This is a genomic window from Limosilactobacillus mucosae, from assembly GCF_013423865.1.
GTDB lineage: Bacteria > Bacillota > Bacilli > Lactobacillales > Lactobacillaceae > Limosilactobacillus > Limosilactobacillus mucosae.
The window spans coordinates 1,995,720-2,021,134 of record NZ_CP058954.1 but is presented as its reverse complement, the minus strand read 5'-3'; the positions used below and the strand labels follow the sequence as shown (position 1 = coordinate 2,021,134).

27 protein-coding genes are annotated in these 25,415 nt (G+C 48.2%); 18 read left to right on the top strand and 9 right to left on the bottom strand.

All coding sequences use genetic code 11. From position 1 onward, the window contains the following. Positions 1-62: 62 nt before the first annotated feature. Positions 63-2,096, bottom strand: coding sequence for a LysM peptidoglycan-binding domain-containing protein (locus H0G69_RS10015; RefSeq protein WP_180304850.1), 2,034 nt, complete (start codon positions 2,094-2,096; stop codon positions 63-65). A gap of 410 nt (positions 2,097-2,506) precedes the next feature. Here H0G69_RS10015 and H0G69_RS10010 point away from each other — a divergent pair, with 410 nt between their 5' ends. The 3 genes from H0G69_RS10010 (at position 2,507) to H0G69_RS10000 (ending at position 6,313) form a co-directional block, all read left to right on the top strand. Next, positions 2,507-3,736: an MFS transporter gene (locus H0G69_RS10010; protein WP_180304849.1), complete on the top strand. Its 1,230-nt coding sequence runs from the start codon at positions 2,507-2,509 to the stop codon at positions 3,734-3,736. 23 nt (positions 3,737-3,759) lie between these two features. After that, complete coding sequence (gtfA, locus tag H0G69_RS10005) at positions 3,760-5,217, top strand: sucrose phosphorylase (protein ID WP_180304848.1); 1,458 nt, start codon at positions 3,760-3,762, stop codon at positions 5,215-5,217. 145 nt (positions 5,218-5,362) lie between these two features. Further along, on the top strand, positions 5,363-6,313 hold the full coding sequence (locus H0G69_RS10000; protein ID WP_180304847.1) for a LacI family DNA-binding transcriptional regulator: 951 nt from the start codon (positions 5,363-5,365) through the stop codon (positions 6,311-6,313). A 114-nt stretch (positions 6,314-6,427) separates the two neighbouring features. On the opposite strand, the gene H0G69_RS09995 is transcribed toward H0G69_RS10000, so the two are convergent. Together H0G69_RS09995 and H0G69_RS09990 are read right to left on the bottom strand one after the other, a co-directional pair. Then, the gene (locus H0G69_RS09995) at positions 6,428-6,619 is read right to left on the bottom strand and encodes an LBP_cg2779 family protein (RefSeq protein ID WP_033934534.1); all 192 of its coding nucleotides are present in this window, start codon (positions 6,617-6,619) and stop codon (positions 6,428-6,430) included. Positions 6,620-6,715: 96 nt separating this feature from the next. Continuing rightward, on the bottom strand, positions 6,716-7,249 hold the full coding sequence (locus tag H0G69_RS09990) for an HdeD family acid-resistance protein (RefSeq protein ID WP_180304846.1): 534 nt from the start codon (positions 7,247-7,249) through the stop codon (positions 6,716-6,718). Between the two features lie 264 nt (positions 7,250-7,513). Here H0G69_RS09990 and H0G69_RS09985 point away from each other — a divergent pair, with 264 nt between their 5' ends. Continuing rightward, a complete protein-coding gene (locus H0G69_RS09985; protein WP_180304845.1) occupies positions 7,514-8,137 on the top strand; it encodes an LVIS_2131 family protein in 624 nt (207 codons plus the stop codon). Between the two features lie 198 nt (positions 8,138-8,335). Next, on the top strand, positions 8,336-8,893 hold the full coding sequence (gene efp, locus H0G69_RS09980) for an elongation factor P (RefSeq protein ID WP_006500841.1): 558 nt from the start codon (positions 8,336-8,338) through the stop codon (positions 8,891-8,893). Between the two features lie 86 nt (positions 8,894-8,979). On the opposite strand, the gene H0G69_RS09975 is transcribed toward efp, so the two are convergent. Next, positions 8,980-9,645: an NAD(P)H-hydrate epimerase gene (locus H0G69_RS09975; RefSeq protein ID WP_180304844.1), complete on the bottom strand. Its 666-nt coding sequence runs from the start codon at positions 9,643-9,645 to the stop codon at positions 8,980-8,982. 100 nt (positions 9,646-9,745) lie between these two features. Between H0G69_RS09975 and H0G69_RS09970 the strand changes: the two genes are divergently transcribed. After that, a complete protein-coding gene (locus H0G69_RS09970; protein ID WP_180304843.1) occupies positions 9,746-10,150 on the top strand; it encodes a DUF6508 domain-containing protein in 405 nt (134 codons plus the stop codon). A 10-nt stretch (positions 10,151-10,160) separates the two neighbouring features. After that, positions 10,161-10,487 (top strand): DUF7671 family protein, encoded by a 327-nt coding sequence (locus H0G69_RS09965; RefSeq protein WP_180304842.1) that lies wholly within the window; start codon positions 10,161-10,163, stop codon positions 10,485-10,487. Between the two features lie 60 nt (positions 10,488-10,547). Here the strand turns inward: H0G69_RS09965 and H0G69_RS09960 are convergent, their stop codons facing one another. Then, positions 10,548-10,913 carry a DUF488 domain-containing protein gene (locus tag H0G69_RS09960; protein ID WP_180304841.1) on the bottom strand — a complete coding sequence of 122 codons (366 nt, stop codon included), beginning with the start codon at positions 10,911-10,913 and terminating at the stop codon, positions 10,548-10,550. Between the two features lie 67 nt (positions 10,914-10,980). Here H0G69_RS09960 and H0G69_RS09955 point away from each other — a divergent pair, with 67 nt between their 5' ends. The 6 genes from H0G69_RS09955 (at position 10,981) to H0G69_RS09930 (ending at position 16,855) form a co-directional block, all read left to right on the top strand. Continuing rightward, complete coding sequence (locus H0G69_RS09955; RefSeq protein WP_180304840.1) at positions 10,981-11,613, top strand: DNA-3-methyladenine glycosylase; 633 nt, start codon at positions 10,981-10,983, stop codon at positions 11,611-11,613. 5 nt (positions 11,614-11,618) lie between these two features. Further along, positions 11,619-12,779, top strand: a complete 1,161-nt coding sequence (locus H0G69_RS09950) for an ATP-binding protein (protein WP_180304839.1) — start codon at positions 11,619-11,621, stop codon at positions 12,777-12,779. Further along, on the top strand, positions 12,780-14,042 hold the full coding sequence (locus H0G69_RS09945) for a vWA domain-containing protein (protein WP_180304838.1): 1,263 nt from the start codon (positions 12,780-12,782) through the stop codon (positions 14,040-14,042). 2 nt (positions 14,043-14,044) lie between these two features. Beyond that, the gene (locus H0G69_RS09940) at positions 14,045-14,341 is read left to right on the top strand and encodes a hypothetical protein (protein ID WP_006500833.1); all 297 of its coding nucleotides are present in this window, start codon (positions 14,045-14,047) and stop codon (positions 14,339-14,341) included. Between the two features lie 87 nt (positions 14,342-14,428). Then, complete coding sequence (locus H0G69_RS09935) at positions 14,429-16,330, top strand: M13 family metallopeptidase (RefSeq protein ID WP_420890836.1); 1,902 nt, start codon at positions 14,429-14,431, stop codon at positions 16,328-16,330. A gap of 21 nt (positions 16,331-16,351) precedes the next feature. Further along, the gene (locus H0G69_RS09930) at positions 16,352-16,855 is read left to right on the top strand and encodes an O-acetyl-ADP-ribose deacetylase (protein WP_180304836.1); all 504 of its coding nucleotides are present in this window, start codon (positions 16,352-16,354) and stop codon (positions 16,853-16,855) included. 327 nt (positions 16,856-17,182) lie between these two features. Here H0G69_RS09930 and greA read toward each other — a convergent pair whose 3' ends face one another. Further along, complete coding sequence (greA, locus tag H0G69_RS09925) at positions 17,183-17,692, bottom strand: transcription elongation factor GreA (protein WP_180304835.1); 510 nt, start codon at positions 17,690-17,692, stop codon at positions 17,183-17,185. A 105-nt stretch (positions 17,693-17,797) separates the two neighbouring features. Here greA and H0G69_RS09920 point away from each other — a divergent pair, with 105 nt between their 5' ends. Further along, on the top strand, positions 17,798-18,868 hold the full coding sequence (locus tag H0G69_RS09920) for a hypothetical protein (RefSeq protein ID WP_180304834.1): 1,071 nt from the start codon (positions 17,798-17,800) through the stop codon (positions 18,866-18,868). 17 nt (positions 18,869-18,885) lie between these two features. Continuing rightward, positions 18,886-19,212 (top strand): hypothetical protein, encoded by a 327-nt coding sequence (locus H0G69_RS09915; RefSeq protein ID WP_006500828.1) that lies wholly within the window; start codon positions 18,886-18,888, stop codon positions 19,210-19,212. Between the two features lie 139 nt (positions 19,213-19,351). Here H0G69_RS09915 and H0G69_RS09910 read toward each other — a convergent pair whose 3' ends face one another. Genes H0G69_RS09910 through H0G69_RS09900 form a run of 3 tightly spaced genes read right to left on the bottom strand, consistent with a single transcriptional unit; the run spans position 19,352 to position 21,448 of the window. Further along, positions 19,352-19,576, bottom strand: a complete 225-nt coding sequence (locus H0G69_RS09910) for a hypothetical protein (protein ID WP_006500827.1) — start codon at positions 19,574-19,576, stop codon at positions 19,352-19,354. A 59-nt stretch (positions 19,577-19,635) separates the two neighbouring features. Further along, the gene (locus tag H0G69_RS09905) at positions 19,636-20,427 is read right to left on the bottom strand and encodes a tyrosine-protein phosphatase (protein WP_143112537.1); all 792 of its coding nucleotides are present in this window, start codon (positions 20,425-20,427) and stop codon (positions 19,636-19,638) included. A gap of 52 nt (positions 20,428-20,479) precedes the next feature. Beyond that, positions 20,480-21,448, bottom strand: a complete 969-nt coding sequence (locus tag H0G69_RS09900; RefSeq protein WP_180304833.1) for an SGNH/GDSL hydrolase family protein — start codon at positions 21,446-21,448, stop codon at positions 20,480-20,482. A 206-nt stretch (positions 21,449-21,654) separates the two neighbouring features. Here H0G69_RS09900 and H0G69_RS09895 point away from each other — a divergent pair, with 206 nt between their 5' ends. From H0G69_RS09895 to H0G69_RS09885, 3 genes are read left to right on the top strand one after another with little or no spacing between them, the layout of a single operon-like run. Continuing rightward, entirely contained in the window at positions 21,655-22,824 is a 1,170-nt protein-coding gene (locus H0G69_RS09895; protein WP_006500824.1) for a galactokinase, read from the top strand. A gap of 35 nt (positions 22,825-22,859) precedes the next feature. Then, positions 22,860-24,314 (top strand): UDP-glucose--hexose-1-phosphate uridylyltransferase, encoded by a 1,455-nt coding sequence (locus H0G69_RS09890; protein WP_180304832.1) that lies wholly within the window; start codon positions 22,860-22,862, stop codon positions 24,312-24,314. Between the two features lie 31 nt (positions 24,315-24,345). Next, complete coding sequence (locus H0G69_RS09885) at positions 24,346-25,332, top strand: LacI family DNA-binding transcriptional regulator (protein ID WP_180304831.1); 987 nt, start codon at positions 24,346-24,348, stop codon at positions 25,330-25,332. Positions 25,333-25,415: the final 83 nt, after the last annotated feature.

Genomic DNA, 25,415 nt, shown 5'->3' with positions numbered 1-25,415 from the left:
TTTGGTAAAACAGCCAGACGGAAGCGAATCCGACTGGCTGTTAAGCTTCAAATACGATGAATTTACAGGCTCAGCTTCTGACCAACGAATATGACGTTTGGATCGCTGATGCCGTTTTGCTTGGCCAACGTCTGCCAGTTTAAGCCATTAGCCAAAGCGATGCCGTAAAGCGTGTCGCCGGACTTGACCGTGTAGCTGCCGTTGCTGCTGGTTGAAGAAGCAGCTTGAGAACTGGCGGCAGTTGCCGTTGCGCTGACCTTGATTACCTGACCCACGTAAATGTCATTCGGGTTGCTGATGCTGTTGGCTGAGGCCAGTGCCTGATAGGTCGTCCCGTATTTGGCAGCGATGGCAGACAATGTGTCGCCAGCCTTGACCGTGTAGGAAGCGGCAGTCGTTACAGTACTGTTTGCTGAAGAACTGGTTGAGCTGTTGGTCGAGGCATTTGAGCTGACTTTAAGGACTTGCCCGACATAAATCAAGTTGGGATTGCTCAATGAGTTCAGTGAAGCCAGCGTGCTGCTGGAGGTACTGTAGCGAGATGCAATGGCAGACAGCGTATCGCCAGCCTTAACGGTATACGTATCGGCAGTCGTTGCAGCAGTCGACGATGATGATGACGATGACAAGTTGGTTGTCTGGCTGTTTTTAAGCTTCAAGACCTGACCAACATAGATCAGATTTGGATTGCTCAGCTGGTTAAGCGAAACGATCTGGTTAACCGTCGTATTATACTGGCTGGCAATTCCAGACAGCGTGTCGCCTGATTTAACGGTGTAGCTGGCAGCTGATGCTTCCGTATTCGTCGTAGTAGAACTGGACTGACCAGAGGAGCTGGAGTTTGAGTTGCTGCTCTGGTTGACCAGCAGGCGCTGTCCGACATAAATCAGGTTCGGATTAGAAATGCTGTTCAACTGTGCCAGCTTGCTGGAAGTCGTGGAGAACTTCAAGGCAATTCCAGACAGCGTGTCGCCGCTTTGAACGGTGTAGTAGCCGTTGGAGCTGTCGGCATTGCCACTGTTGGAGTAGTTGTAGTCATTCTTGTTGTTGATAACGGGCTGCTTGCCAGAAAAGGCGATGTTGTCAAGCTGAGTCAGATTGTACATCTCTACCAGCTTGATCAAAGATGAGGCATATGATGGATCGGTAGCATAGCCGTCTGCCTGCAGCTTGCGCGCTACGCTGGCATAGGACTGATCGCCCAACAGATTGGCGTAGCGGCTGTTGCTGTAAAGGAAGTTGCCGTGATCTTCAACGGATTCAGAGTTGTTGGCGTATTTACGGAAGTTGTCATAGATGTAGTAGCTTTGACCATTGTAGACTTCCCGCGTCTGCATCGTAACATACTGACCGTTATAGCTGCCCTTGATCCCAAACAGGTTGTGAGCTTGAGTGGAAAGTGCTGATTGTCCCCAGCCGCTTTCCAAGATAGCCTGGGCAACGGTAACTGAAGGCAGAACGCCATACTTGGTCCAGCCGTTGATGGCACCTTGCGCTACGCTTTCGATGAAGTTTTGCGACTTGGCATTGCTGCTGAAGTAAAGCGAGCTCAAGTCGACCTGATTGCTGGCAGTGTCGGTATTGGCAGCCGCTACAGTCGTAGTTGCGGCTGCTGCTTGGCTGGCACTGGATGCAGCATCACTGGTCTGAGTGGCAGCCAAGCTTTGAACCGCACTGCTGGAACTAGCAGCGCTGACGCTGGATGCAGCAGCCGTAGCTGATTCAGCAGCTGAGCTGGCTTGAATGGCGGTGCTGGCAACGGCGCTGGCAGCTGAAGCAGAACTTTCAGAAGTCGCTTGAGCACTAGCGGTACTTTCGGCACTGGCCTGGCTGGTGCTGGATGCGGCAGCGCTGGTCTGACTGGCTGCTGAGCTGTCAGCTGCAGAACTGCTGTCAGAATCTTGACTGGCATTCGAGCCATTGGCACTGCCAGAGACCGTAATCTGATGAGTGGTTTGATCAGTCTGATCGGCGTGGGCAACTGAGCCGGCCGCCGTCAGCATGGTTAAAGCGGCGATGCTGGCAAAGACCCATTGCCGGCCGCTCTTGTACATCTTATAATGCTGATGCGTTTCGTCGATGATTGGATTTTTCATACGTGAGCATACTCCTTTAAAAACTAGCTGATCAGTGGTTAAGTCGGCTATATATTTAGAATTTATATTTTTTAATAATTCGTTAAGAATAGCAGCTAATTAAAAAGTAGCATTCACAACGGGTTACGTCAATTGATTTTTAAATGAAAACGACCAAAATCTACTATAAATTAATAGACTTTTATGCTTGAGAAATTTCTTCACTGATCGAACTATTAAACAAAGAATTACTTTTTGACTATTAAAAGTGTGAAAATAAGATTTAAGAGCCGCGAAAGCAATTCAAATCTTTTTGATAAACGATTGACAAAAGAAACTAAAACAAGTTAAAATAATCCTCGATGAAATTGATAAACGTTTATCAAAATGTCTGTTGAGAACGTTAAATACAACTTTTAGGGGAAAACAACATGGACAACAAAAAGTCGATTGTGACGAAACTGGCTTTTCTGTCGGTTTCTTTCATGGTGACCAGTGCATACGCGATTCAGGGATCGCTGCCACAGTTGAAGGCGGCTTTGCATATCACGCAAACGCAGTCTGAATACCTGGTTACCACGCCATCTTTTGCCGTTATGATCTTTGTGGTGCTTTCACCGCTGCTGCAGTCTTGGTTCCACATTTCTGATAAGAAGATCATCATGCTGGGGGTCTTCATCGTTGGCCTGGCTGGGCTGGTACCAATGTTTGTCAACAACTATGGCATCGTCTTGGCATCGCGATTGGTCTTAGGGGCTGGTTATGGTCTCTATAACTCGCAGGCCATTTCAATGATCTCAGTTTGGTATGAAGGCAATGAGCGAGCTCAAATGCTGGGCTGGCGGGCAGCTGCTGAACAGATCGGTCAAGCCACGACCCTGTTTATTGCCGGCCTGCTGCTGAGCTCATTTGGCTGGCGGCAGTCATTCTTGGTCTACGCACTGGCCTTCTTGGTTCTGCTTTTCTTTGCTGCCCGCGTTCCAGACGACAGCAAGGTAGAAGCAGCTGAGAAAAAGGAAGAAAAACAGGAAGCAGAATTGAAAGAAGCTGTTGAAGGCGAAGACAAGGGCAAGATCAGTCCAGTCGTCTATCTGCTCATCTTATTTGCCTTCCTGCTGGTTGTTGACTATGTCGGCATGGAAAATCGTTTCTCTGGGGTAGCGGTTGCCATTAAAGGTGCCAGCTACACTGGATCTTCCAACTTCTTGTCGTTGATGCTGATTGGAGCAACGCTGGGTGGTTTGTTCTACGGCTCAATCAAGAAGGTCATGGGATTTGGGACGGTTTACTTTGGTCTGATTCTGATGGCCATCTCGAACTTCTTGTTTGCCTATGGTGCCAGTCACCGCAGCTTCGTGATGCTGGTCATTGGTCTGCTTTTGATTGGGTTCCCATTACAGCTGGTCTCTCCTTTGATTTTTAACCTGCTGCCTGATCTTGCGCCTGCTAATCGGCAACCGCTGATTACCTCGATGGTTCTGATCGGTTTTAACTTTGGGGCCTTCTTCTCGCCAACGATTGCTGAATGGACCAACCACATTATGGGACAGCCGCAAGCTGGGTTGAGCCTGGCAGCGCCTTTCGTACCATACGGAATCGGCCTGCTGGTGATTGCCTTGGTTATCTTTATTGCTACTCGTCGTCAAGCTAAGAAAAACTAATTTACATTTTTGGAGGATTAAACATGCCAATTAAAAACAAAGCCATGCTGATCACCTACTCTGACTCGCTGGCTAAAAACATCAAGGAAACGCATGAAGTCTTGAACGAATACATCGGTTCAGCAATCGGGGGCGTTCACTTGCTGCCATTCTTCCCATCAACTGGTGACCGTGGCTTTGCACCTTATGACTACACGGTTGTTGATCCAGCTTTTGGTAACTGGGCTGACGTTGAAGCATTGGGTGAAGAATACTACCTGATGTTTGACTTCATGATCAACCACATTTCCAAGAAGTCGGTTATGTACCAAGACTTCAAGAAGAACCATGACGACTCCAAGTACAACGACTTCTTCATTCGTTGGGAAAAGTTCTGGGCAGCTGCTGGTCCAGATCATCCTACCAAGGAAGACGTTGACTTGATCTACAAGCGTAAGGACAAGGCACCAATGCAGGAAATCAAGTTTGACGATGGTTCCGTTGAACACCTGTGGAACACGTTTGGTGAAGAACAGATCGACATCAACGTTAAGAGTAAGGTAGCCCAAGAATTCTTCAAGCAGACGCTGACTGACATGGTTAAGCATGGGGCTGACCTGATTCGTCTGGACGCCTTTGCCTACGCCGTTAAGAAGATCGGTACCAATGACTTCTTCGTTGAACCAGAAATCTGGGATCTGTTGAATGAAGTACGTGAGATCCTGGCTCCTTACAATGCAGAAATTCTGCCAGAAATTCACGAACACTACACGATTCCTGAAAAGATCTCTCAACACGGCTACTTTGTATATGACTTCGCTCTGCCAATGACGACGCTGTACACGCTGTACTCTGGCAAGACCAACCGCCTGGCTAAGTGGCTGAAGATGAGTCCAATGAAGCAGTTCACGACGCTGGACACTCATGATGGGATCGGGGTCGTTGACGCGCGCGACATCTTGACTGATGAAGAAATCGACTACGCTTCCAACGAACTTTACAAGGTTGGTGCCAACGTTAAGCGCAAGTACTCTTCAGCTGCCTACAACAACCTGGACATCTACCAGATCAACTCAACGTACTACTCCGCATTGGGCGATGACGACCGTGCATACCTGCTGGCACGTGCCTTCCAAGTATTTGCCCCAGGTATCCCAATGGTTTACTACGTTGGTCTGTTGGCTGGCTCCAATGACCTGGAACTGTTGGAAAAGACTAAGGAAGGCCGGAACATCAACCGTCACTACTACACTAAAGAAGAAGTGGCCAAGGAAGTTCAGCGTCCAGTCGTTGCCAACCTGCTGAAGCTGCTGAGCTGGCGCAATGAATTTGCTGCCTTTGATCTGGATGGTTCGATCGACATTCAAACACCGACCGAAACGACGATTACGATTACTCGTAAGGACAAGGAAGGCCAAAACGTAGCAGTTCTGGAAGCCGACGCAGCCAACAAGACGTTTACGATTACGGCTAATGGCGAAAAGGTCATGGAACAAAACTAATTAAAGGTCTGTTTCAGCTGATCTGCCGAATAGTTCACAAAAATCGCATGAGCTTAAAGCTGATGCGATTTTTTATTTTAAAAATGACGAATTGTCGTAAATTGGTCTATAATAGTGTGACAATCATTTCAACGAGGTCAAGAATATGGTAGCTAAACTAAAAGATGTCGCCAAGCTGGCGGGCGTTTCAGTCACGACGGTTTCCCGCGTCATCAACAACTATGGATCGCTAAGCGAAAAAACCATTAACAAGGTGCATGAGGCAATGCGTGAGCTGAACTATCAGCCCAATGCTCTGGCGCGAGCGATGCAGGGGAAGCCATCCAAATTTATCGGCCTGATCTTCCCGAACATTATTAACCCGTTCTATGCGGAATTGGTAAATGATCTGGAATATCGTCTGTTTGCTAAGGGCTATAAAACGATTATTGCCTCATCAGCCCAAAATCCAGATATCGAGCATGATTACCTGGCGATGCTGATGGCGAACCAGGTCGATGGCATTATTTCGGGCTCGCATAATCTTGGAATTGAGGAATATCAGCGAATCAAGGCCCCAATCGTATCGTTTGACCGCTATCTGGCCGACAATATTCCAATCGTGTCGGCTGACAGCTATCGTGGCGGAAAGATGGCTGCTGAGTACCTGATTGCTAAAAACGTCAGCCATCCAGCAATTCTGATTGATGAGGATACCTCGGTCTCGCCAACGCTTAATCGAGTCCAAGGGGCAATTGACTGTTTTTCTGCCCACCAAATTGAGTATGTGCCGCTGGATGCCAAGGAAACGAATCTTGAAACGACATTTCCTGGAGAATATGATGGCGTGATGGCAACCAATGACGTTGATGCCTTGAAGATCATGCGCCTAGCGATACGAGCCGGCAAACGAATCAATGAGGACTTCCACGTTACAGGGTATGATGGCTCCAAGATGATTTGCGAGCTGACGCCAGAATTGCCAACGGTTCAGCAGCCGACTGCCGAGTTGGCGGACCTGCTGATCGATACATTGATGGAACGCATCAAGAATCCAGATGCCAAGCTGACGCCTGCGCCATTAGCGGTGGCTTTTCACTATCCAGAAGACCGATAAACGAAAATCAAGGTATAATTGCTCGATTTTGACGTTTTACGGCCGTTCAATGAAGAATTTGATAAATTTATACGCAAATAAAAAACGCGCCTGTTAAGACGCGTTTTTTGTTTGCTAGTGCTTGGCCTGCATGAAACGCCGCAAGAGACTGGCTTCCTCATCAGTAGCGAGATCGCTTTGTGACTTGATATCATGCACGCGCTCAACCGACAATTGGCTGCCAAATGCGACTTGGTTGTCGGTCATTGCATGGACCCGTTCGAATTCGATGATTTCTGCTGCAAGACTGTTGACTGGTTCGCTCATTAAAACTTTCTCCCTTCCTGGTCATCATTCATAATGACGATGGCTGCATACGTACGATATTACAATATTTATTGTAAACTTTTCTTTTCGTAGATGCTAGAAGGCTTGAATAATCTTTACGATTCCAATCACGATCAAGTAGAAAGAAATCAGCCAAACCATGGTGATTGCCGAAAGCACCGGCGAGAAGAGCAGAACTACGCCGATGATCAGTCCCAGAATGTCGAGAATGAACAAAAGCCAGTAGTAACCAACGTTTAGCTGATGGAAGAAACCGGCAATCGTTAATTCATTGGCTGAGCTGATAATGAACCAGAGTGCGAAGATGACGGCAATTACGGTTGTACCAAAGTTTTGATATACCAAAAAGACGATCCCCAAAACAATGTCTAGAATACCGGTACCGAGCAGCCAGCCGGAACGATAGCCGAGCCATTCCTGCATCTTGCTGCGGGCCCAAAGCTCATAGATCCCTAACAGCAGTAAGCCAACGCCAACTAAGATACAGAGCAGGTGCAGCGATTTGTCTGGGTGCATGATTGAAACGCAGCCCAGTACCACCAATACGATTCCCAAAATCAAACTGGCCCAGTCAAAACGCTTTTTGTATCCGTCCATTTCCATAATCATTACCCCCTTAGCGATCGGAATGCAAACACATCATGGATAATTGCAAAAATATAAAGAGACAATAACTAATCAAATGTTAACTACACTAGCCACATCACCACTTTTATGGGTGAAAGCGTTTTTATTTATACTTCTATTGTAACTTATTTTATTAATAACGGCATGAGAAATAAGGAACAATTGCCGCGATGTGTTACAATTTATGTATAGATTTTTATGTTGTCTGACGCACGAATACGGTCATTGATTTAGGAGCAAAAAATTATGAATTGGAACTGGTTGGGATGGCTGCTTTGGATCGCGGCCATTGTTTTTATGATCTGGGTTACTCACTACATCCGCGTCAAGCAACTGATGCTGATTGCCAAGACGAAGCGCCGTTTTGACAAAAAATTGTTTGCACGTTATGTAGTGCTGGTCGTCTTGGCGATTGGATGGCTGGTCGGAATGGCATATCTGTCGTTTTTCCGGCGCGTTTCCTACGACGATACCCAAGCCGTTAAGATAACGACTGAATATGAGGCATTGCAGCTGAACAGTCAAGACAATGATTACTACTATGTGATTGCCAAACATGCTCAGGGTGGTACGCGGCCGATCGTTTCCTACACCTACTGGACGGATAATGCCAAAATGACGACTGACGCGCGGGGCACCACGATCGTTGACAGTGATCGCCTGGTTACTGGTCAGGCAGCCGGCTATCCTTGGAATATGAAAAAGCTGAAGTCCTATGACTCAAAAACGGGTCATGCTTTCGTTGCCGTAATGACGATCAAATATCGCAATACGGTCTTAAACGGGATGGGCGTTCGCTGCGGCAAGCTGGCTGATACGCATACGCTGATCAGAATTCCGGCCGCCAACATGGTTGATCAAAAAAAGTAAATAAATAAGTGGGTTTGTCAAGGCAAATCAACTGATTACATGATATAGTAAAAGGTGGATGCTAAAATTGCGACAGTGCAATGGCGAGCACACGATAAAAGGCGATGAACGACGCCTCGATCGCGAAGATTTGAACGATCAAAAGCTCACGGTACGCGTGGCCAAGTTCAGTAATTAATAAAAGGAGTACTTAGTACAATGATTCAAACGATTGATTTGAAAAAGGGCATGGTTTTTGAACGTGGCGGCAAGCTGCTGAAAGTTTTGCAAATCAACCACCACAAGCCAGGCAAGGGTAACACGTTGATGCAAATGGACATCCAAGACGTTCGGACTGGCTCCATTGTGCACACGACGATGCGTCCTTCCGAAAAGGTTGAACAAGTCAACGTGGACAAGAAGAATGCTCAATACCTGTACGATGAAGGCAACACGGCGGTCTTCATGGACATGGAAACCTACGAACAATACGAAATCAGTGATGAACAGCTGACTGAAGAAAAGAAGTACTTGGTTGAAAACATGCAAGTGCAAATGGACTTTGTTGGCAGCGAACTGGTTGGTATTGAACTGCCAACGACGGTCGTTCTGACGGTTGAACACACGGAACCAATGATCAAGGGTGCAACGATTGATGGCGGTGGCAAGCCTGCTACGATGAGCACTGGTCTGGTTGTCAACGTGCCAGCCTTCATCAAGAACGGTGACCAAATCATCGTCAACACGATGGATGGCAGCTACAAGTCACGGGCCTAACTAATAAAAAACGATTCGTCAAAACGGCGAATCGTTTTTTTTATTGGGCAAAAAAGCGCGGTTAATGACCTTGGCCGCGATTAAAACTAATCCTGATTATCAGCCGGCGCATGCTCATCAATCCAATAAGTTCCCATATCATCGGCAATGACGACGCGACCGGCATGCTGGCGACCTTCGTTTTGGGTAAGCCCGATTTTGTTGAAGGCAAACGTAACGGTTAGATGGGCTTTGACGGCAATTCCCATGACCGCGCCAGTATCAGTGTTGATTCCAGAAGGCATATCAACGGCGACGCGAAAAGCCTTTGTATCATTCATGGCTTTGATAACGTCGACGTAGTGTCCAGCAACCGGCCGATCAATGCCAATACCAAAGATTGCATCCACGATCAGTGAGGCCTCATCCAAAATGCTCAAGTCGCTGGTTTGAGGGATACGATAGTATTGGCAGATATGGGCTTGAACCTGGTGCTCTTGGGAGGCATGATCAGGATTGCCAACGTTGAGAATCGTCACTCGGGCACCGGCAATCTTCAGCAAGCGGGCAACGGCCAGACCATCGCCACCGTTATTGCCGCTGCCGGCGACAACGACAACATGGCTTAAATAGATCGGCAGGGCATTGAGAATCTCATCGCGAACGGCCAGCGCAGCTCGTTCCATCAAAACTAATGAAGGAATGCCGATGTGATTGATGGTGTAGCTGTCGCAGCGTTTCATCTGGGCTGCGGTAACGATTGGTTTTTCCATAAAAACTACCTCCAAAATTGGTTTTCTTTTAGCCTACCACTTTATTGAACCAACCTAAAAGCGGTACACTAAACATACTTAGACAAAAGAGGGTGAGCCTATGGATTTAAATGCATACCTGCCATATTTCAAAAGCATGATTGATCGTAAAATTGGCTGGACCATCAGCAATCCAGAAGATGGTATCGTACGTGTTGGCTATCCGCTGTATGACAAACCGATGCTGGAATTTACGCGCAAGTTCCGTGCCAGTGCGGAATATGACCCCCATTACCGCAAGACTTTAAAGGATAATCGAATTAAGCCACGCGTTGATGAAGCAACGATTGCGCAAGTCTTAAAGTCAGATGATGTCAGCTTGATTGGCGCGATGATTTCTTTAATCGTGGACTGGGAAGAAGTTGAGGAAGGAACCTGGGCTCAGGCGCTGCAGTCCGGTGAATTGTATCGTTTGACCAAGCGTTTGGCAGAACTGACCAGTCAGCGTCCACAGCTAGAAAAGTAGAGGGAATTTGATGAGCAAAAAAGATCAATATCCGGTCAGTCGCTATACGGGGCTGTCGGTTGAAGATGATGGCAATGGCGGCTATCAGCTGCATTATGATGCCAATGGTCAGATCAGGCTGCATACCTGGCGGACGGGGAAACACACCAAAGGAAGATTTCGGCGGATTGGTCAATTGATGCTGACGGAAAACGGCTTGATGGTCATGATCGTTAAAAGCGAACCGATGGCATTCAAGGATCGTCACAGCGAGGTACCGCTGGGACGATTCCTTTCAGCGAATGTTGATTCAGCAACACTAGCCAAGGGACTGGCCATTTTGGATCAGCAGTCATAAGACAAGGCGCAATCGTAACGGCAACGATTGCGCCTTTTATGGTAAACAGCGTTAAAATAGTTATAAATTCAGCTCTTGTTTGATAAGCTCAGCTAAGATGATTCCTTGGTTATGCCGCCGATCTTTTGCGCCATAAAGCAGAATCACGTTATCGGTCGGCAGATGTTTTTTGACGCTTGCCAATAAGTCTAAATAAGCAGGATTGCTGGCTAGTTCCTGCAAGTAGCGTTCCTTGAATTCGGCAAATCTAGCGGGATCATGATTGAACCATTTGCGCAGCTCTTCGCTGGGGGCGGCTTCTTTAGCCCATTCATCCAAGTGGGCGTTAACTTTAGAGATGCCGCGGGGCCAGCGCCGATCGATCAGAATGCGCCAGCCATCCAGATCAGCGGGCTTATCATAGATGCGTTCTAGTTTTAATTTCAATTCCTGTCACCTCTTGGAAAAATAAATCATAAGACTATTAAAGCACTTTTCAAAAGGATGGTTTCGAATGCTTTCAGAATATCAAAAATTTTTTACGGCCCGCCCAACCCCACAGATCGCCAAGGACCTTTTAGGACGGCTTTTGGTTTTCCATGGTCGCAAAGGCGATGTTGGCGGCTGGATCGTTGAAACCGAAGCTTATGTCGGCGAGCAGGATTCGGCATCGCATGCTTTTGGGGGACGGCGAACTGACTATTCAGAGTCGCTTTACGGCATGCCTGGTAATCTTTATATTTATCAGATTCGCTCGCATTACTGTGTCGATATTGTAGTTCAAGACCCAGAAGAGCCGCAGGGCATCTTGATTCGCGCGCTGGAGCCGGCGTTGGGCATTGAGCAGATGGTTGAGAATCGTGGCCGGGATGGCTTTGACTTAACCAATGGACCAGGCAAGCTGATGCAGGCGCTTGGCGTGCAGTCGCGGTCAATGGATGGTCAGCCGATGGAGCATGCCGCGCTGCAGATTGACTTACGCACTGAACGGCGGATTCCTGCAAAAATCATTGCTGGACCACGAATTGGGGTTAATGCGCAAGGAAAGGATGCCTTGAAAGACTACCGCTTTATCGTGGCCGGCAATCCATATGTCTCAAAGATGAAACGCCGTGATGCAGATGATTTAACGCATGGTTGGAGATGATTTGAATGTCGCTTAGCTATCAGCAAATGAAGATTGCAGTACCATTGGTGATCAAGGCTGGCAACGTGCCCAGTATCGTTGGTGAAGCCGGCATCGGCAAGTCGGCGCTGGTTCAGGAAATTGCCGCGTCAATGGGGGCGAAGCTTTATACGACGGTTGTCAGTCTATCAGAAAAAGGGGACCTGGCAATTCCGGTGCCACCGTTGACGGAGCGCTCATTTGTGACCACTCAGCATTATGGCACGCTGGCTAATGTTCAGTTTGGCTATTCAGAGACGCTGGTGGCAATCGTCAAGCAGGCTGAAGCGCACCCTGACCAGCCGATTATCTGGTTTTTGGATGAGTTTAATCGTGGTACGCAGGCCGTGCAAAGCGAATTGATGAACCTGGTTCTGCAGCGACAGGTCAACTCGCTGAAATTGCCGGATCAGGTCCATATCGTTATTGCCGAAAATCCGGACAGTACGATGGAAAATTTTGCTGACAGCGACTATGGCGTAACAGCTGGGGATGCTGCCATTCGCGACCGAACCGTGCGCTTGGTCATGAAAGCCGCGGTTGATGACTGGCTTTTGTGGGCCCGGCAGCTTCAATCAGATGGTCAGCCGCGGATTCATGAATTGGTTGCCAAGTATATTCGGCTGCACCCTAATCTTTTGGCGCCAGTCGATCATGAAAAGGACCTTTATCCAACACCGCGCGCCTGGGCCCGGGTTTCTGGCAATCTACGGCAGCTGGAACAATTAGATGAGGAAACGCAGACAACGCTAGCGGCTGATCTGTTCAGTGGTGATCTGGGATCGGAAGTCGGGGCTGCTTTTGCCAAATTTGTTGCGCAGCATGGTCAGCAGCTATCGGTTGCTGATTTGATCGATCATTCAACGCAGCTGCAGTTTGTTGCCGAAGTGGATCGATTAACAGCAGTAAGACAGTGGGTTAAGGAATTGACCAAGTATCCAATCACGCAGTATCCGGCTCAGTTTAAGAACTGTCTGTACGCACTGAGTCCAGATGGCCGGTTTGCCGTAGTTCAGGATCTGGGGGAACAAGCAGCTGCTGCTGAACAGATTAAGGCACTCTATCAGGCTGCCAATGAAAATCCTGGCGGCGACCAAGAACAGCTGTATCGGCTCTTGGAACAGATTACGGTTGAAGCTGGTGATTAGATGACTGATTTGAATGAAACAGCAAGACAGCGGCTGACTAAGGCCGTCGTCAGTCTGTTGACAACGCAGCGGCTAAGCGGTGAGGTGCTGCTTGAGATGCCGCGGACCAGAAATCAGGATCTGGATGCACCAATTGGCTTGGCATGGCAGCATAATCAGCTGGTCTTGGAATATAATGACCGCCAGTTGAATGAGCTGACAGCCGATCAATTAGGCGTCAGACTGCAGCATGAGGTTCTGCATGCAATCTGGCAGCACCCATTACGATACGTCAGCAGTACGCATCCGCGTAGAGTGGCCTTAGCAACGGATATTGCCGTCAATCAATATTTAAAAACGCCGCCCCAGGGAACCATGACGCTGGCTGACCTGGAAAAACTGCTGCAGCGGCCTTTAGCAGCGCATCGTGATTCCAGGTACTATCTGCGGATCTTGACGCATCTGACGCCGGCTGAGCAGGGACGGATTGAAAAAGTCTGGGGAAAGCTGGATGACAATGATCAAAGCAAACCGCAGCGCAGTGAAAAAAAGGCTGGCAAAGCGCAAAAAGCTGCCGCGAGTCACCAAGGCTGGCAGACAGATCAGTCGGTTGACAATCCAGACCTGCAAAAGGCGCGATTAAAGGCGCTGCTGTCTAAAGCATGGAAAAGTCTCAGTCAGAAGAATCGTGGCCGGTTACCGGGTGAGATTCAAGAAGAGCTTGAGCGTCTAAGCAATCCTGAGCCGTTAAACTGGCGTCAGCTTTTGGTGCGGCTGCTGGGTAGGATCCCAAGCGGCAAACAGGATACCCGCGCCAGGTTTAATCGTCGTCAGCCACTAAGAATGGAGCTGCCAGGACAGATTGATCGCTTAAATGCTGATATCTATGCATTTGTTGATAATTCTGGTTCAATGAGCGATCAAGAAATTGCGGGTGTATTAACCGAACTGCAGTATTTGACTGTTCAGCTGAATTCTCAGGTTGAGATCATTCCTTTTGATGCCAAGGTGCACAGTGAGCAGGCAACCCGTCTGCAGCCCGGAAAAAACGTGTCATACCAGCGAACTGGCGGTGGCGGGACTTGTTTTCAGGCTGTTTTTGACTGGCTGCAAAAACAGCACGTCAGTCGACAGCAGGCAACGGTTGTGATTCTAACGGATGGCTGGGGCGAAAGCGAGCTTGCAGTGCATGGCTATCGCAACGTCTTGTGGCTGCTGAGTACGGAAAGCGAATTATCGGTAAAGAGTCCGGTGATGCGTTCCGTTAAGATTGGAGGAATTTAAAGATGAACGAGTATCCATTGCTTTCGCCAAGCTATCTAATGGCAGCGATGCGACATGATCAAACTTTCCAGCATGCAGCAGCAATGCTTCATGATGACTGGGATCCCAATGAAGGTGGCCTGTTTCGAGAAATGCTGCAGGCACCTGACATTGAAATGGCACGGGCACTGCAGCAAGCCGGCATGGTTAAGGGAAGGTGGCAATTAGATGACTACGGACAGGTAAAAGATCTATTGGCGCTGCATGCTGAGTGGTTCTCGCCAACGGCCCGCAATGCGCTGCTGGCCCCATTTGAGTAGCCAGAATTCTGCCTGGTGATTTTGTTTCACGTGGAACTTAAAAATTGTTATGATTGTTTTCATAAAAACGATGGATGGAGTGATATGATGACGATTGATTTGGCAAAGGCTAAAGATGACCTTTATGAAGCCGTCAATGGCGAATGGCTAAAAACAGCCAAGATTCCTGCAGATCGGTCAGCAACTGGCGGATTTAACAGTTTGGTTGATGATATTGACAAGACGCTGATGGATGATTTTGATGCGTTTTTGAACAACCAAAAAAACAGTTCGGATGCTCGCTTTAACGAGATGATCAAACTGTATGGCTTAGCCAAGGATTTTAAGCGCCGTGATCAAGAAGGCACGGCCCCATTAAAAAAGGCCCTGCTGCCAATTGAGAATCTGCAGAGTTATGCTGACTATCAAGCTCACTGGGCCGAGTTGATGCTTAATGGCGTGGCTTCTCCCGTGACTTTTGATATTGATGCTGATATGAAAAATGCACAGGTTTATGCTTTGTTTGCCGGCGCTCCCAGTTTGATTTTGCCAGAAAAGAACTACTATGATCCTAAAAATCCCCAAGGCCCACAATTAATGCAGCTTTGGACGGCGATGATGACCACGCTGCTGGCTAAGCTGGGCTATGAAACGGCAGCGGCTCAAAAGCTGATTGAAGAGGCCAAGCGGTTTGATGCACTGCTGGTTCCCCATGTCAAGAGCGCGGAAGAATCAGCTGACTACAGCAAGATGTACAATCCACAAACGCTGGCAGAATTTGCCGATCATACCAGTCAATTGAACCTGGCCGCGGTAGTTGAGGAATTGATTGGCGCCAAGCCAGAACAGGTTATCGTAATGGAGCCGCGATATCTGGCCGCGCTTGATGAAATCCTGGCTGGTCATTTTGAATGGTTCAAGAGCTGGCTTTTGGTTAATGAAATCAGTTCAATGGCTGGCCTTTTGACTGATGAGCTGCGTGAGATCAGCGGTCGCTTTAGCCGAGCACTTTCAGGAGCCAAGCAGCCTGCCGACCAGCGTAAATTTGCCTATCGCCTGGCGCGGGGCACGTTTGATCAGGTAGTTGGCGACTATTACGGCAAAACTTATTTTGGACCTCAAGCCAAGGCTGACGTTCATCATATGGTTGAACAGATGGTGAAAATCTATCAGCAGCGACTGGCCCAAAACGACTGGCTTGGCGAAAAAACGCGTGCCAAGGCAATTCTTAAGCTTGATCGGCTGGGAATTCAGGTCGGCTATCCTGATCAGATTCCAGCGCTTTATGATCAATTAAAGGTTGACGAGCAGGCCACGCTTTTGGAAAACATGATTAAATTGGGCAAAACGGCCGCTAAGGAAATGTTCAGTCGTTGGAATCAGCCGGTTGACCGCCTGCGTTGGGAAATGAGCGCCGCTACGGTTAACGCATACTACCACCCGTTTAAGAATATTATCGTTTTTCCAGCGGCGATTCTGCAGGCGCCATTCTACAGCTTAAAGCAGACCAGCAGCGAAAACTATGGCGGGATCGGCGCGGTAATTGCACATGAGATCTCGCATGCCTTTGACAATAACGGGGCTTTGTTTGATGAATATGGCAATCTGAATAATTGGTGGACGGAAGCCGATTTGGCGCACTTTAAACAGCTGGCGCAAAAAATGATTGCTGAGTTTGATGGCCTGCCGTTTGCTGGGCAAAAGGTAAACGGCAAGCTGACTGTTTCGGAAAATATTGCTGATGCGGGTGGCTTGAGCTGTGCCCTGGCCGCTGCCAAAGAAGAAGATAGCTTTGATGCTCGGCAGTTCTTCATCAACTGGGCCCGAATCTGGCGAATGAAGGCAACCGACCAATACATGCAGCTGCTGCTTTCAATTGACGTTCATTCGCCAAACAAGCTGCGTGCCAACGTTCAAGCGCAAAACCAAGCTGAGTTCTACCAAGCCTTTAACGTTCAAGCAGGCGATGGCATGTACCTGGCTCCAGAAAAGCGGGTCAATATCTGGTAGCAGCTTTGAAAGGCGGATAAAATGGCTAAAACGATTAAAGTAGAGCGCGGTGATATTACCAAATATCAGGTTGACGCCATCGTTAATGCTGCTAATACGACACTGATGGGTGGTGGCGGTGTTGATGGCGCTATTCATCGGGCGGCTGGTCCAGCTCTCTATGCAGCCTGTGAAAAATTTTATGGCTGTCCAACGGGGGAGGCTCGGATCACGCCAGGTTTTCAGCTGCCGGCTAAATACATTATCCATACGCCTGGGCCGATTTGGCGTGGTGGTGAGCATGGTGAGGCTGATCTATTGAAAAACTCATACCGCAATAGTCTGCAGCTGGCGGAGCACTATCATTGCCAGACGGTCGCCTTTCCGTCAATCAGCACGGGTGTCTATGGCTTTCCCGTTGAGCAGGCGGCAGTCATTGCGATTAAAACGATTCGTGAATTTTTGACAGCCAGTCGCTGGGTTCAAGAAGTCATTATGGTGGCTTTTGATCCCAAAACCGAGGCTGCCTATCAAAAAGCACTTTAAAAAGACCCCTGGTTGGACAAGCCAGGGGTCTTTTGAAACAGAGTAGAAATCAGATGGTGTAAGTTAGGCAGACTGAATCTGAGCGGACAATTCAGACTCAGTTTGCCACTTATCCACAATATCTTGTGGATAAGTGGCGATATCTGTGGAAAACCCACAATATCTTGTGCTGCCAACCTGCAACGTCATTTAGTATAACGGTATCAAAATCAATTCGCAAGCAGCAAGAATTCAAATTGATCAAGCGACCAACGCAATTCAAGCTATCGTTTAAACCTTTATGCCGATTGAAGAATTTTTGGATTTGGTCAATCTGGCTGGTTTGGCTTAATCGACTTCATCTTGATTTACCCTGACGGAAACGACTTTAACCTGATATTCTCCCTGCGGCGCGGCAACCAAGGCAGAATCTCCCGCACTGAGCCCGGTAATTGCTTTGCCCAGTGGCGAGTCAAATGCCAGCTTGCCTTGCAGAATATCGGCTTCTTGACGACCAACCAGCGTATAGGTCTCAGTTTCATCGTCATCGTCATACTGCAGCTCAACCGTGGACCCCATGCCAACTTTACCAGTATCCTGCGGTGTGATGATTTTGGCATAGGTCAGCTGTTTGTTCAGATAGCGCAGTCGGCTTTCCAAATGTCTTAGATCCCGTTTGGCAGTACTGTATTCAGTATTTTCGGAAAGATCGCCCAAAGCTCGAGCAGCCTTGAGCCGTGCAATCTTTTCAGGCCGTTGTTTCTTGAGGGCCTCAATCTGGTCTTCAATTTGCCGGTAGCCGGCTGCCGTCATTTCTTGATAATAGAAGTCAGGGACTTTGATTTTTTTGGATGGCATTTAAATTCCTCCAATTTTATAGATCGTAAGCGAACGTGTGTACTAAGTAATTATGTTATGATAGTTATTGAAATTCAAGTTGAAGCAACAGGAGTGAAAGTTTTAATGGAGTATCAACAGAATCAAGCCCACGTACAAGCATTCTTAGTCGACGCGGCGTTTGATCGGTTGTCAAAAAATCAGCAGGAACATGCACAAAAAATCTTGCAGCAGGTCAATCAATTGATGGCCGATCGTCATCAGCTTGATGATTGTCACTGGACTGGTGCGGCATTGGCAGCCGTTTTGGATCACGAGCTCTATCAGGATGGGCAGGCGCCATATCGTCAGGTGATTTCGACCATTCCAGTTTTAAAGGCCTATCAAAAGTTTTTAAAAGTTGAGCATGTTAAAGAGCTGGCTCAGGTAATGGATGAGCACCGCAAGACCATGCAGGCAAACTGGAAAGCGGCTGCCGACCAACCAGCTGCTGGAAAGGCACCGCGAGAATGGACGCCAGAAAACTACCTGGCCTGGCAAAAAACAATGGTCGCTGTGGCCCCTAAAGCTGCCCTGCTTAAAAATATCGAGGGCCTTGATGAAACTGATGAGCAGTACCTGATCGATGAGTTTTTGACTCTGATGAACCAAGAAGCGCACCAGTGGCCTGATGGCTGGACTTTTGAGGCGCTGCAGCAGGTGCTGGGGATGACGATGCCATTGGACCCGCACATCAAGCCGTATCAAATCATCAAGATCGTGGCTTTATTTGATGCCTTTTTTGACTATCTGCATCAGCAAGGCGATCTTAACGATGATCAATATGCCATCGCTAAGCGGACGCTGTTGCACATGCAGCCAGCTCAAGAAGCACTGGCCTCGCTTGATCGCAAGGATCGTTTGACGCAGCTGGTATTGTCACTGGCTCAGGCAGAAGGCGTTGATATTAATGATCGTGAAACTGCGCAAAAATGGATGGCAACCCATCGGACGCTTTTGACCAGTTTTGTTGGGACGATCATGCATCCATGGCGTGACTATGATGCTCGTGAACAAAACAACGAGATGGCTAAGCGCGTTGCTGAAAAAAGAACGGCTTCCCAAACGCCAGCGGCTAAAACCGTTAAGGGCAAAAAGCACCCGCCAGTTGGCATTTCATTTCGGAATCGTCGGCAGAAAAGTCGTCGCAAACACTAGAAACCGAGGGGATTTTTATGAGTATTCAAATTCCAGAAAATATGGAAGAAGTTGCAATGAAGATCGCACAGTATCAAGTTCATGGCCAGCATTTGGAAATGGATGACGTCATTAAGGATGCCGTGCGTGATACCTTGCAGGAATTTATGGACGAAGCCTTGGAAGGTCATTATGACGACGTTGCCTGGGTAGGCGAAGATCTAGTGGTAACCGATATCATGGGTGAAAAAGTTGGCTCAGCCTCACCGATTCATGCCAGCTTTATTGAAGATTTTAAGGCTGATGCCGATGAATTGGTGCTGCGCTTAGAACAACAGGCAGCGCAGATTGTCGGCGGCCGCTAAGCTGTTGGAGTCGACCATATCTTGACATGACCTTAAATAATGACGAGGGACCTTGCCAAGCAACGGGGCACTCATTATTAATCGTGACTATTCAATAAAAAACGTCGAATCAGCTTGCTGACTCGGCGTTTTTATTTGACTAGAGATGCTCTTTGACGTCATAAGGCTGGGCTTTGGCGTGATCGGCCGGCAAGGCGTCCTTGGCATAAAAGATGGCATATTCTTCATCATCAGGACCTTTGGCAATGACCAGGTCGTCGATTTTACGCTCTTTTTTAAAAATCTGTCCCTTGCGTACGGCTTCATTGTAGTCATGAATATTGGCAATCGAGTCGCCGGGATTAAAGAAGATTCTTGTCTCCATATTGACACCTCCATCAGCATTAGTTTCCAGAAAACGCTTGCTTTTGGTTTATTATACCATTAGTCGCGGTACTTATGACGCAATGCCTGCAGATCAGAATCAGAAAGCTGCATGACTTCTTTAAGATACTGGTCAACGGAGCCACTGATTTTTTGAATGGCATCCTGGGCCGTCTGCAGGTATTCCCGCTTAACGCTGGCCATATCAAGCGAATTTTGGATGTAGTTTGACGAAAAATGACCAGCAGTCAGTTTCTGCTTGATGTCTTGCTGAACGTCTTTAACGAGCTCATTGGTCAGCAGGTAGTCTTTGATGATGACATCAGGCTGCACTTCTAGGGCGTTTAACAGCAGATAGGCGCCAATACCGGTTCGATCCTTGCCAGCAGTACAGTGAAACAGAACGGGGCGATCAGCCGGCGCGCTTAGCAGCTGTTGGAAAAAGTCGCGGTAGGCCTGTTGTGGACCAGGCTCAGCGACCATTTCATGATAGACGGTGCGCATATGCTGGCGGCCACGGTTCGGATCAGCATTCAATTCATCGCTAAAAGATGAGATTGGCTGCGAGGCTCTGGTTTCGTCGGTTGAAAAGATTGGATTGGCGATGTATTCAGTGGCACCTGGGACTTGGTCAGGCTCTTTTTTGGTTTCTCGCGGTGAGCGCAGATCAATGTCTTTAGCCAGCTTCATATCAGAAAAGTATTGCAGATCCTGACTGGTCAGGCGGTGCAGACTGCCAGACCGCAGCAGTCGGCGCCACTTGATGGTATGGCCGTCAAGTGTTGGATAGCCGCCAAGATCGCGATAGTTGTAACCGCCATTGATTGGCAGCCGACGAGTAGGAATTGGCATGAAAATCTCTCCTTTGTTTGGCTTGGCAGAAGCGTGCTGAAGTGCCCAGATGCTATTGCCGGTTTTGGTTCAGCAGCTCTGCCAAAACCGGCGTTAAATGCTGGGCAATCTGTAAAGAACCTTGCTGATCGGGGTGCAGACCATCAGTAAATGACTGACACCAGTTTTTGGTAGGAACGAATTCAGTATGACATTCCAAAGCGGTTTCTTCAATGATATCGGCATAGGTCTGAGCAAAAGGCACCATTAAGGCCAGTGGAACGTTTGGATAGGCGGCTTTTACCTGTTTGACAAACGCTGAGTAGGCTTTTTGAAACTGCTGGCTGGCAAAACGCCGATCATTGACGCCCAGATTGATCAAAACCAGTTTAGGCATGACGCTGGGGTGCCATGGCGTTTGGGCGTCCAGATGGCTCAAGAACTGGGCGGCCGGGGGGACGTTGCCTACCGCGGCTCTTAAAACGCCGCCTGCTGAATAGGCGATCCGATCGACATCGATTCCCAAGGCGTCACTAACAAGGCCGATATAGCAGCTTTCTGGGCGATAGTCGGTGCTGGGCCGTTTGCCATTTACCCAACAGCCAGCCGTAATTGAATCGCCAATGACAGTCACGCGTTTTTGCGGCTTAGGCGGGGTCATGACGGCTTGATCAGCAATCGAAATCGCGGCCACAGCCAGTCCCTGATTGCTAAGCCAGACATCATCAAGGTCGGTATTGCCAGCCGCGATGATCTCAACTTCAGCATTATCAGGCAGCGACAGCTCAAAAGGAGCATTGCGGGTTGAACAGCGCTGCCAATTTCCATGATTGACTCGCACGGCCCAGTATTGTGGCGGCATTTGCGGATTGCCGTTATCTAAGGCCTCAATTTTCAAAACTGGACTGGCTTGCAGATGGAATTTGATCAGACTGCCAAGATTGGTCGTGTATAAGACGCTTTTCCCATGCAGCTGTTTAATGGTCCAGCGACCGAGCAGCAGAGTCTGTTTTTTTAACTGAGCTGGGAGAATTTTTTTCATAGACGGCCATCCTTTCTCAGATTCTTTTGTTAAGTAAAATTTATTTTAGCATAAAAAATGGCGCAAACAGTTGCTAAATAAGGATTGTTAAAAAAACTACAAACCCCTTAAAAATAATAATGAAAGCGCTTATTGACAAATCGGTAAGGTGAGCGTAAGCTAATATTTAGTAAAAGTTTACTAACCGTTTATGGAGGTAGCTAGAGATGGATAAGCAAGAATTACTGAAAGAATATCAAGATGTTTTTAAGGGTGAAGCTAAGGATGTCTTCTTCTCACCTGGTCGAATCAATGTAATTGGCGAACACACCGATTACAATGGCGGTCATGTTTTCCCATGTGCCATCAGTCTGGGTACGTTTGGCGTCTACGGTCCGCGTGATGATGACAAGGTTCAGCTCTACTCAGCCAACATGGAAGGCAGCACGGTCGTTGAATTCAGTATCAACGACGAAAAGCCAGAAACGGATGCCGACAAGACCTGGACCAACTACTTTAAGGGGATGCTGGTCTACTTAAAGCAGGCTGGCTACCAGATCGACCATGGCTTCAATCTGCTGGTACACGGCAATCTGCCATACGGCGCGGGGCTTTCTTCATCAGCTTCCATTGAACTTTTGATGGGTAATCTGCTGAAGGATGAATTCAATCTGGATATTGACGAAATCTCGCTGGTTAAGCTTGGTCAAAAGACGGAAAACGATTTTGTCGGCCTGAACTCCGGAATTATGGACCAATTTGCCGTTGGGATGGGTAAGAAAGACAACGCCATCTTCTTGGACTGCAGTACTTTGGAATATCAATACCTGCCATTGAAGCTGGGCGACTACGAAATCGTGATCATGAGTACCAACAAGAAGCACTCGCTGGCTGGCTCCAAGTATAACGAACGCGTTGAACAATGTGAAGAAGCCGTTAAGCGCCTGAACCAAAAGCTGAACATCAAGAAACTGGGCGAACTGGACGAAAACACGTTTGACGAATACTCCTATTTGATCAATGACGATGTTTTGATTCGTCGGGCTCGTCATGCAGTTGCCGAAAATCAACGGACGCTGCGGGCGATTGAAGCTATGAAGGCAGGCGACCTTGAAAAGCTGGGCCGTCTGATCAATGCTTCTCACGTTTCGCTGCATTTTGACTACGAGGTAACTGGCAAGGAGCTGGACACGCTGGCAGAAACGGCATGGGAACAACCAGGCTGCCTGGGTGCGCGGATGGTCGGCGGCGGTTTTGCCGGCAGTGCCATCGCAATCGTTAAGAAGGACCAAGCCGATGCATTTAAGGAAAACGTCGGCAAGGTCTACCGGGAAACGATTGGCTACGACGCCAGCTTCTATGATGCCGAAATCGTTGATGGTCCCCACAAGATCTAGTCTTAAGGTCAGTTTTTGAGAAAGAGGTTTGCGACATGGAACTCATTGAAGGATTTGCAGAAAAGGCGATTGCCAGCGGTGCTTTTCAGCCAATGGACAAGATCTATGTGATGAACAAGATTCGGGCGCTGGTGGGTGATGAAGATGCTGAGGCCCAACCGGATACGCCACTGGCCAGTCAGTTGGTGGAACTGGCAGTTCAGCGCGGCAAGATTGAAGATGGCCAGACAGCGCGTGAAATCTTAAACGATCAGCTGTATGATCTGCTGACGCCAACACCGGCCAAGGTTAATGGGACGTTCTGGCAAAAGCATGAACAATCCCCCCAACAAGCTACGGACTGGTTTTATGATCTGTGTACCAGCAATGACTATGTAAAGGTATCCGCAATCAAGAAAAATATTGAGTTTACTAAAAAAGTCAATGATGGCAACGAGCTGGAGATTACGATCAACCTTTCCAAGCCCGAAAAAGATCCTAAGGCGATTGCTGCTGCTGCCCATGATACTCAAAAGAAGTATCCGCAGTGCGCGCTTTGTATGGAAAATGAAGGATATCTGGGACGCTTGGGGCATGCTGCCCGCAGCAACCACCGCATCGTTCGCATGACGATCGGCGGCAAGCAGTGGGGCTTCCAATACTCGCCATATGCCTACTTCCATGAACACTGCATTTTCTTGGATGCCAAGCACGAACCAATGGAGATCAATCAACAGACACTGATCAACTTGATTGAGATCGAAAAGCAGCTGCCACACTACTTTGTGGGCAGCAATGCCGATCTGCCAATCGTTGGCGGCTCCATGCTGGCTCATGAGCACTATCAAGGCGGTCGGCACACCTTCCCAATGATGAAGGCGCCAATCAAACAAGAACTGGACTTTAAAGACTATCCAGACGTCAAGGCCGGCATTGTTGACTGGCCAATGAGCGATCTGCGTTTGATCAGCAAGAACGATCAAGCTTTGATTCAACTAGGGACGCATATCATCAACGTCTGGGACCATTATGACGACCCAGAACTTTCATTGAAAGCTTTCGACGGCAATATCAGACACCACACCGTTACGCCAATTATGCACCGTAATGGCGATGAATTTGTTCTTGACTTGGTTTTGCGAGACAATAATACTAGTAAGGAGTACCCATTGGGCATCTTCCATCCTCATGAAAAGCTCTGGCACATTAAAAAGGAAAACATCGGTCTGATTGAAGTGATGGGCCGGGCCATTCTGCCAGCTCGTTTAAAGAGTGAATTGGAAGAAGTTAAGAAGTACTGGCTCAATGAACCAAACAAGATTGCCGACAGTCATCTGCCATGGGCTAAAGAAGTTCAGGCACGGCATGATGACATTAATGCCGACAACGTTGAAGAGATTTTAGAACAAGAAGTTGCTCAGGTCTTCGGCGATGTTTTGGCGGATGCCGGCGTCTTTAAGCGCGATGCTCAGGGTCAAGCTGGCTGGCAGCGGTTCGTTGAACGACTGTAACCTATTTTGACCAAGGAAAGGATGGTTTTTGATGGCAGTAACGCTAAAGGACATTGCAGATCGTGCGGGGGTTTCACTGGCAACGGTATCGAGAGTTTTAAACAATGACCCTCAGCTGTCGGTTGGTGAAGAGACACGGCGCAAGATTCTAACGATTGCCGAAGAGCTGTCCTATACCAAAAAACATCGACGCAGCGCAGCCACCGGTCACAAGATTGCCGTTATTCAGTGGTATTCGCCAGCTCGCGAACTGGATGATCTTTACTATATGAACATTCGCCTGGGCGTTGAAAAAGAGGCCCAGCAGGTTGGCTATACAACGGCGACAGTTTTTGACACGCATTTGGAACAGATTCCTAATGACGTCAGCGGGATCGTTGCGATCGGCAAGTACAGTCAAAAACAGATCGATCAGCTGCAGCGTTTCAACAAGCCGATCGTGGTGATTGACTATGATGAATTGTCCAATGGCTGTGACTCGGTTTTGCCAGACTTTGATGGCGGCATTAAGCAGGCTGCTGATTTTCTGGCTGCCAGATATGCCAAGATCGGCATGATTGCTGGTCAGGAAAAAACGACTGACCAAAAACCGGTTAGCGATTCACGGCGCGATACTTTCGCCAAGACTTTAAAAGCTAAAAATCTTTACCACTCAGAATGGTTTATGATGGGTGATTACTCAGAAAAGAGCGGCTTTGACCAGATGCAGCGCCTTTTGCAGCTCGATGATCGTCCTCAAGCCGTTTTGGTTGCCAATGATGCGATGGCAGTCGGTGCTTTGCGTGCCCTACACGAAAAACAGATCGACGTGCCACATGAAATGGCGCTGATCAGTTTTGACGACACGTCAATTACTCACTATACCTATCCAACGCTGACCTCAATTCACGTCCCGACCGATCAAATGGCGGCAATGGGACTTGAATTGCTGGGACGCCGCCTGCAGAACCCGGATCTGGCTCCGCAGCGCGTAGTAGTCGGTACTAAGCTGGTTTTGCGGCAAAGTACCGAAAAATGATCAAAAAATCCTAAGTTACACATCAATAATTGCCGACTCCTGCCGTGCCGTTTTGGCCAGCAGGAGTTTTTGTTTGGCTAATA

Excerpts from the sequence above, each read along its gene's own strand:
- H0G69_RS09965 (WP_180304842.1), top strand. The coding sequence starts at position 10,161 with ATGAGCAAAAAAGATCAATATCCGGTCAGTCGCTATACGGGGCTGTCG.
- H0G69_RS10000 (WP_180304847.1), top strand. The coding sequence starts at position 5,363 with ATGGTAGCTAAACTAAAAGATGTCGCCAAGCTGGCGGGCGTTTCAGTC.
- H0G69_RS10010 (WP_180304849.1), top strand. The coding sequence starts at position 2,507 with ATGGACAACAAAAAGTCGATTGTGACGAAACTGGCTTTTCTGTCGGTT.
- H0G69_RS09930 (WP_180304836.1), top strand. The coding sequence starts at position 16,352 with ATGGCTAAAACGATTAAAGTAGAGCGCGGTGATATTACCAAATATCAG.
- H0G69_RS09985 (WP_180304845.1), top strand. The coding sequence starts at position 7,514 with ATGAATTGGAACTGGTTGGGATGGCTGCTTTGGATCGCGGCCATTGTT.
- H0G69_RS09900 (WP_180304833.1), bottom strand. The coding sequence starts at position 21,448 with ATGAAAAAAATTCTCCCAGCTCAGTTAAAAAAACAGACTCTGCTGCTC.
- H0G69_RS09975 (WP_180304844.1), bottom strand. The coding sequence starts at position 9,645 with ATGGAAAAACCAATCGTTACCGCAGCCCAGATGAAACGCTGCGACAGC.
- H0G69_RS09890 (WP_180304832.1), top strand. The coding sequence starts at position 22,860 with ATGGAACTCATTGAAGGATTTGCAGAAAAGGCGATTGCCAGCGGTGCT.
- H0G69_RS09995 (WP_033934534.1), bottom strand. The coding sequence starts at position 6,619 with ATGAGCGAACCAGTCAACAGTCTTGCAGCAGAAATCATCGAATTCGAA.
- H0G69_RS09910 (WP_006500827.1), bottom strand. The coding sequence starts at position 19,576 with ATGGAGACAAGAATCTTCTTTAATCCCGGCGACTCGATTGCCAATATT.
- H0G69_RS09970 (WP_180304843.1), top strand. The coding sequence starts at position 9,746 with ATGGATTTAAATGCATACCTGCCATATTTCAAAAGCATGATTGATCGT.
- greA (WP_180304835.1), bottom strand. The coding sequence starts at position 17,692 with ATGCCATCCAAAAAAATCAAAGTCCCTGACTTCTATTATCAAGAAATG.
- H0G69_RS09905 (WP_143112537.1), bottom strand. The coding sequence starts at position 20,427 with ATGCCAATTCCTACTCGTCGGCTGCCAATCAATGGCGGTTACAACTAT.
- H0G69_RS09950 (WP_180304839.1), top strand. The coding sequence starts at position 11,619 with ATGTCGCTTAGCTATCAGCAAATGAAGATTGCAGTACCATTGGTGATC.
- H0G69_RS09915 (WP_006500828.1), top strand. The coding sequence starts at position 18,886 with ATGAGTATTCAAATTCCAGAAAATATGGAAGAAGTTGCAATGAAGATC.
- H0G69_RS09885 (WP_180304831.1), top strand. The coding sequence starts at position 24,346 with ATGGCAGTAACGCTAAAGGACATTGCAGATCGTGCGGGGGTTTCACTG.
- H0G69_RS09945 (WP_180304838.1), top strand. The coding sequence starts at position 12,780 with ATGACTGATTTGAATGAAACAGCAAGACAGCGGCTGACTAAGGCCGTC.
- H0G69_RS09955 (WP_180304840.1), top strand. The coding sequence starts at position 10,981 with ATGCTTTCAGAATATCAAAAATTTTTTACGGCCCGCCCAACCCCACAG.
- H0G69_RS09895 (WP_006500824.1), top strand. The coding sequence starts at position 21,655 with ATGGATAAGCAAGAATTACTGAAAGAATATCAAGATGTTTTTAAGGGT.
- H0G69_RS09940 (WP_006500833.1), top strand. The coding sequence starts at position 14,045 with ATGAACGAGTATCCATTGCTTTCGCCAAGCTATCTAATGGCAGCGATG.
- efp (WP_006500841.1), top strand. The coding sequence starts at position 8,336 with ATGATTCAAACGATTGATTTGAAAAAGGGCATGGTTTTTGAACGTGGC.
- H0G69_RS09935 (WP_420890836.1), top strand. The coding sequence starts at position 14,429 with ATGACGATTGATTTGGCAAAGGCTAAAGATGACCTTTATGAAGCCGTC.
- H0G69_RS09920 (WP_180304834.1), top strand. The coding sequence starts at position 17,798 with ATGGAGTATCAACAGAATCAAGCCCACGTACAAGCATTCTTAGTCGAC.
- H0G69_RS10015 (WP_180304850.1), bottom strand. The coding sequence starts at position 2,096 with ATGAAAAATCCAATCATCGACGAAACGCATCAGCATTATAAGATGTAC.
- H0G69_RS09990 (WP_180304846.1), bottom strand. The coding sequence starts at position 7,249 with ATGATTATGGAAATGGACGGATACAAAAAGCGTTTTGACTGGGCCAGT.
- gtfA (WP_180304848.1), top strand. The coding sequence starts at position 3,760 with ATGCCAATTAAAAACAAAGCCATGCTGATCACCTACTCTGACTCGCTG.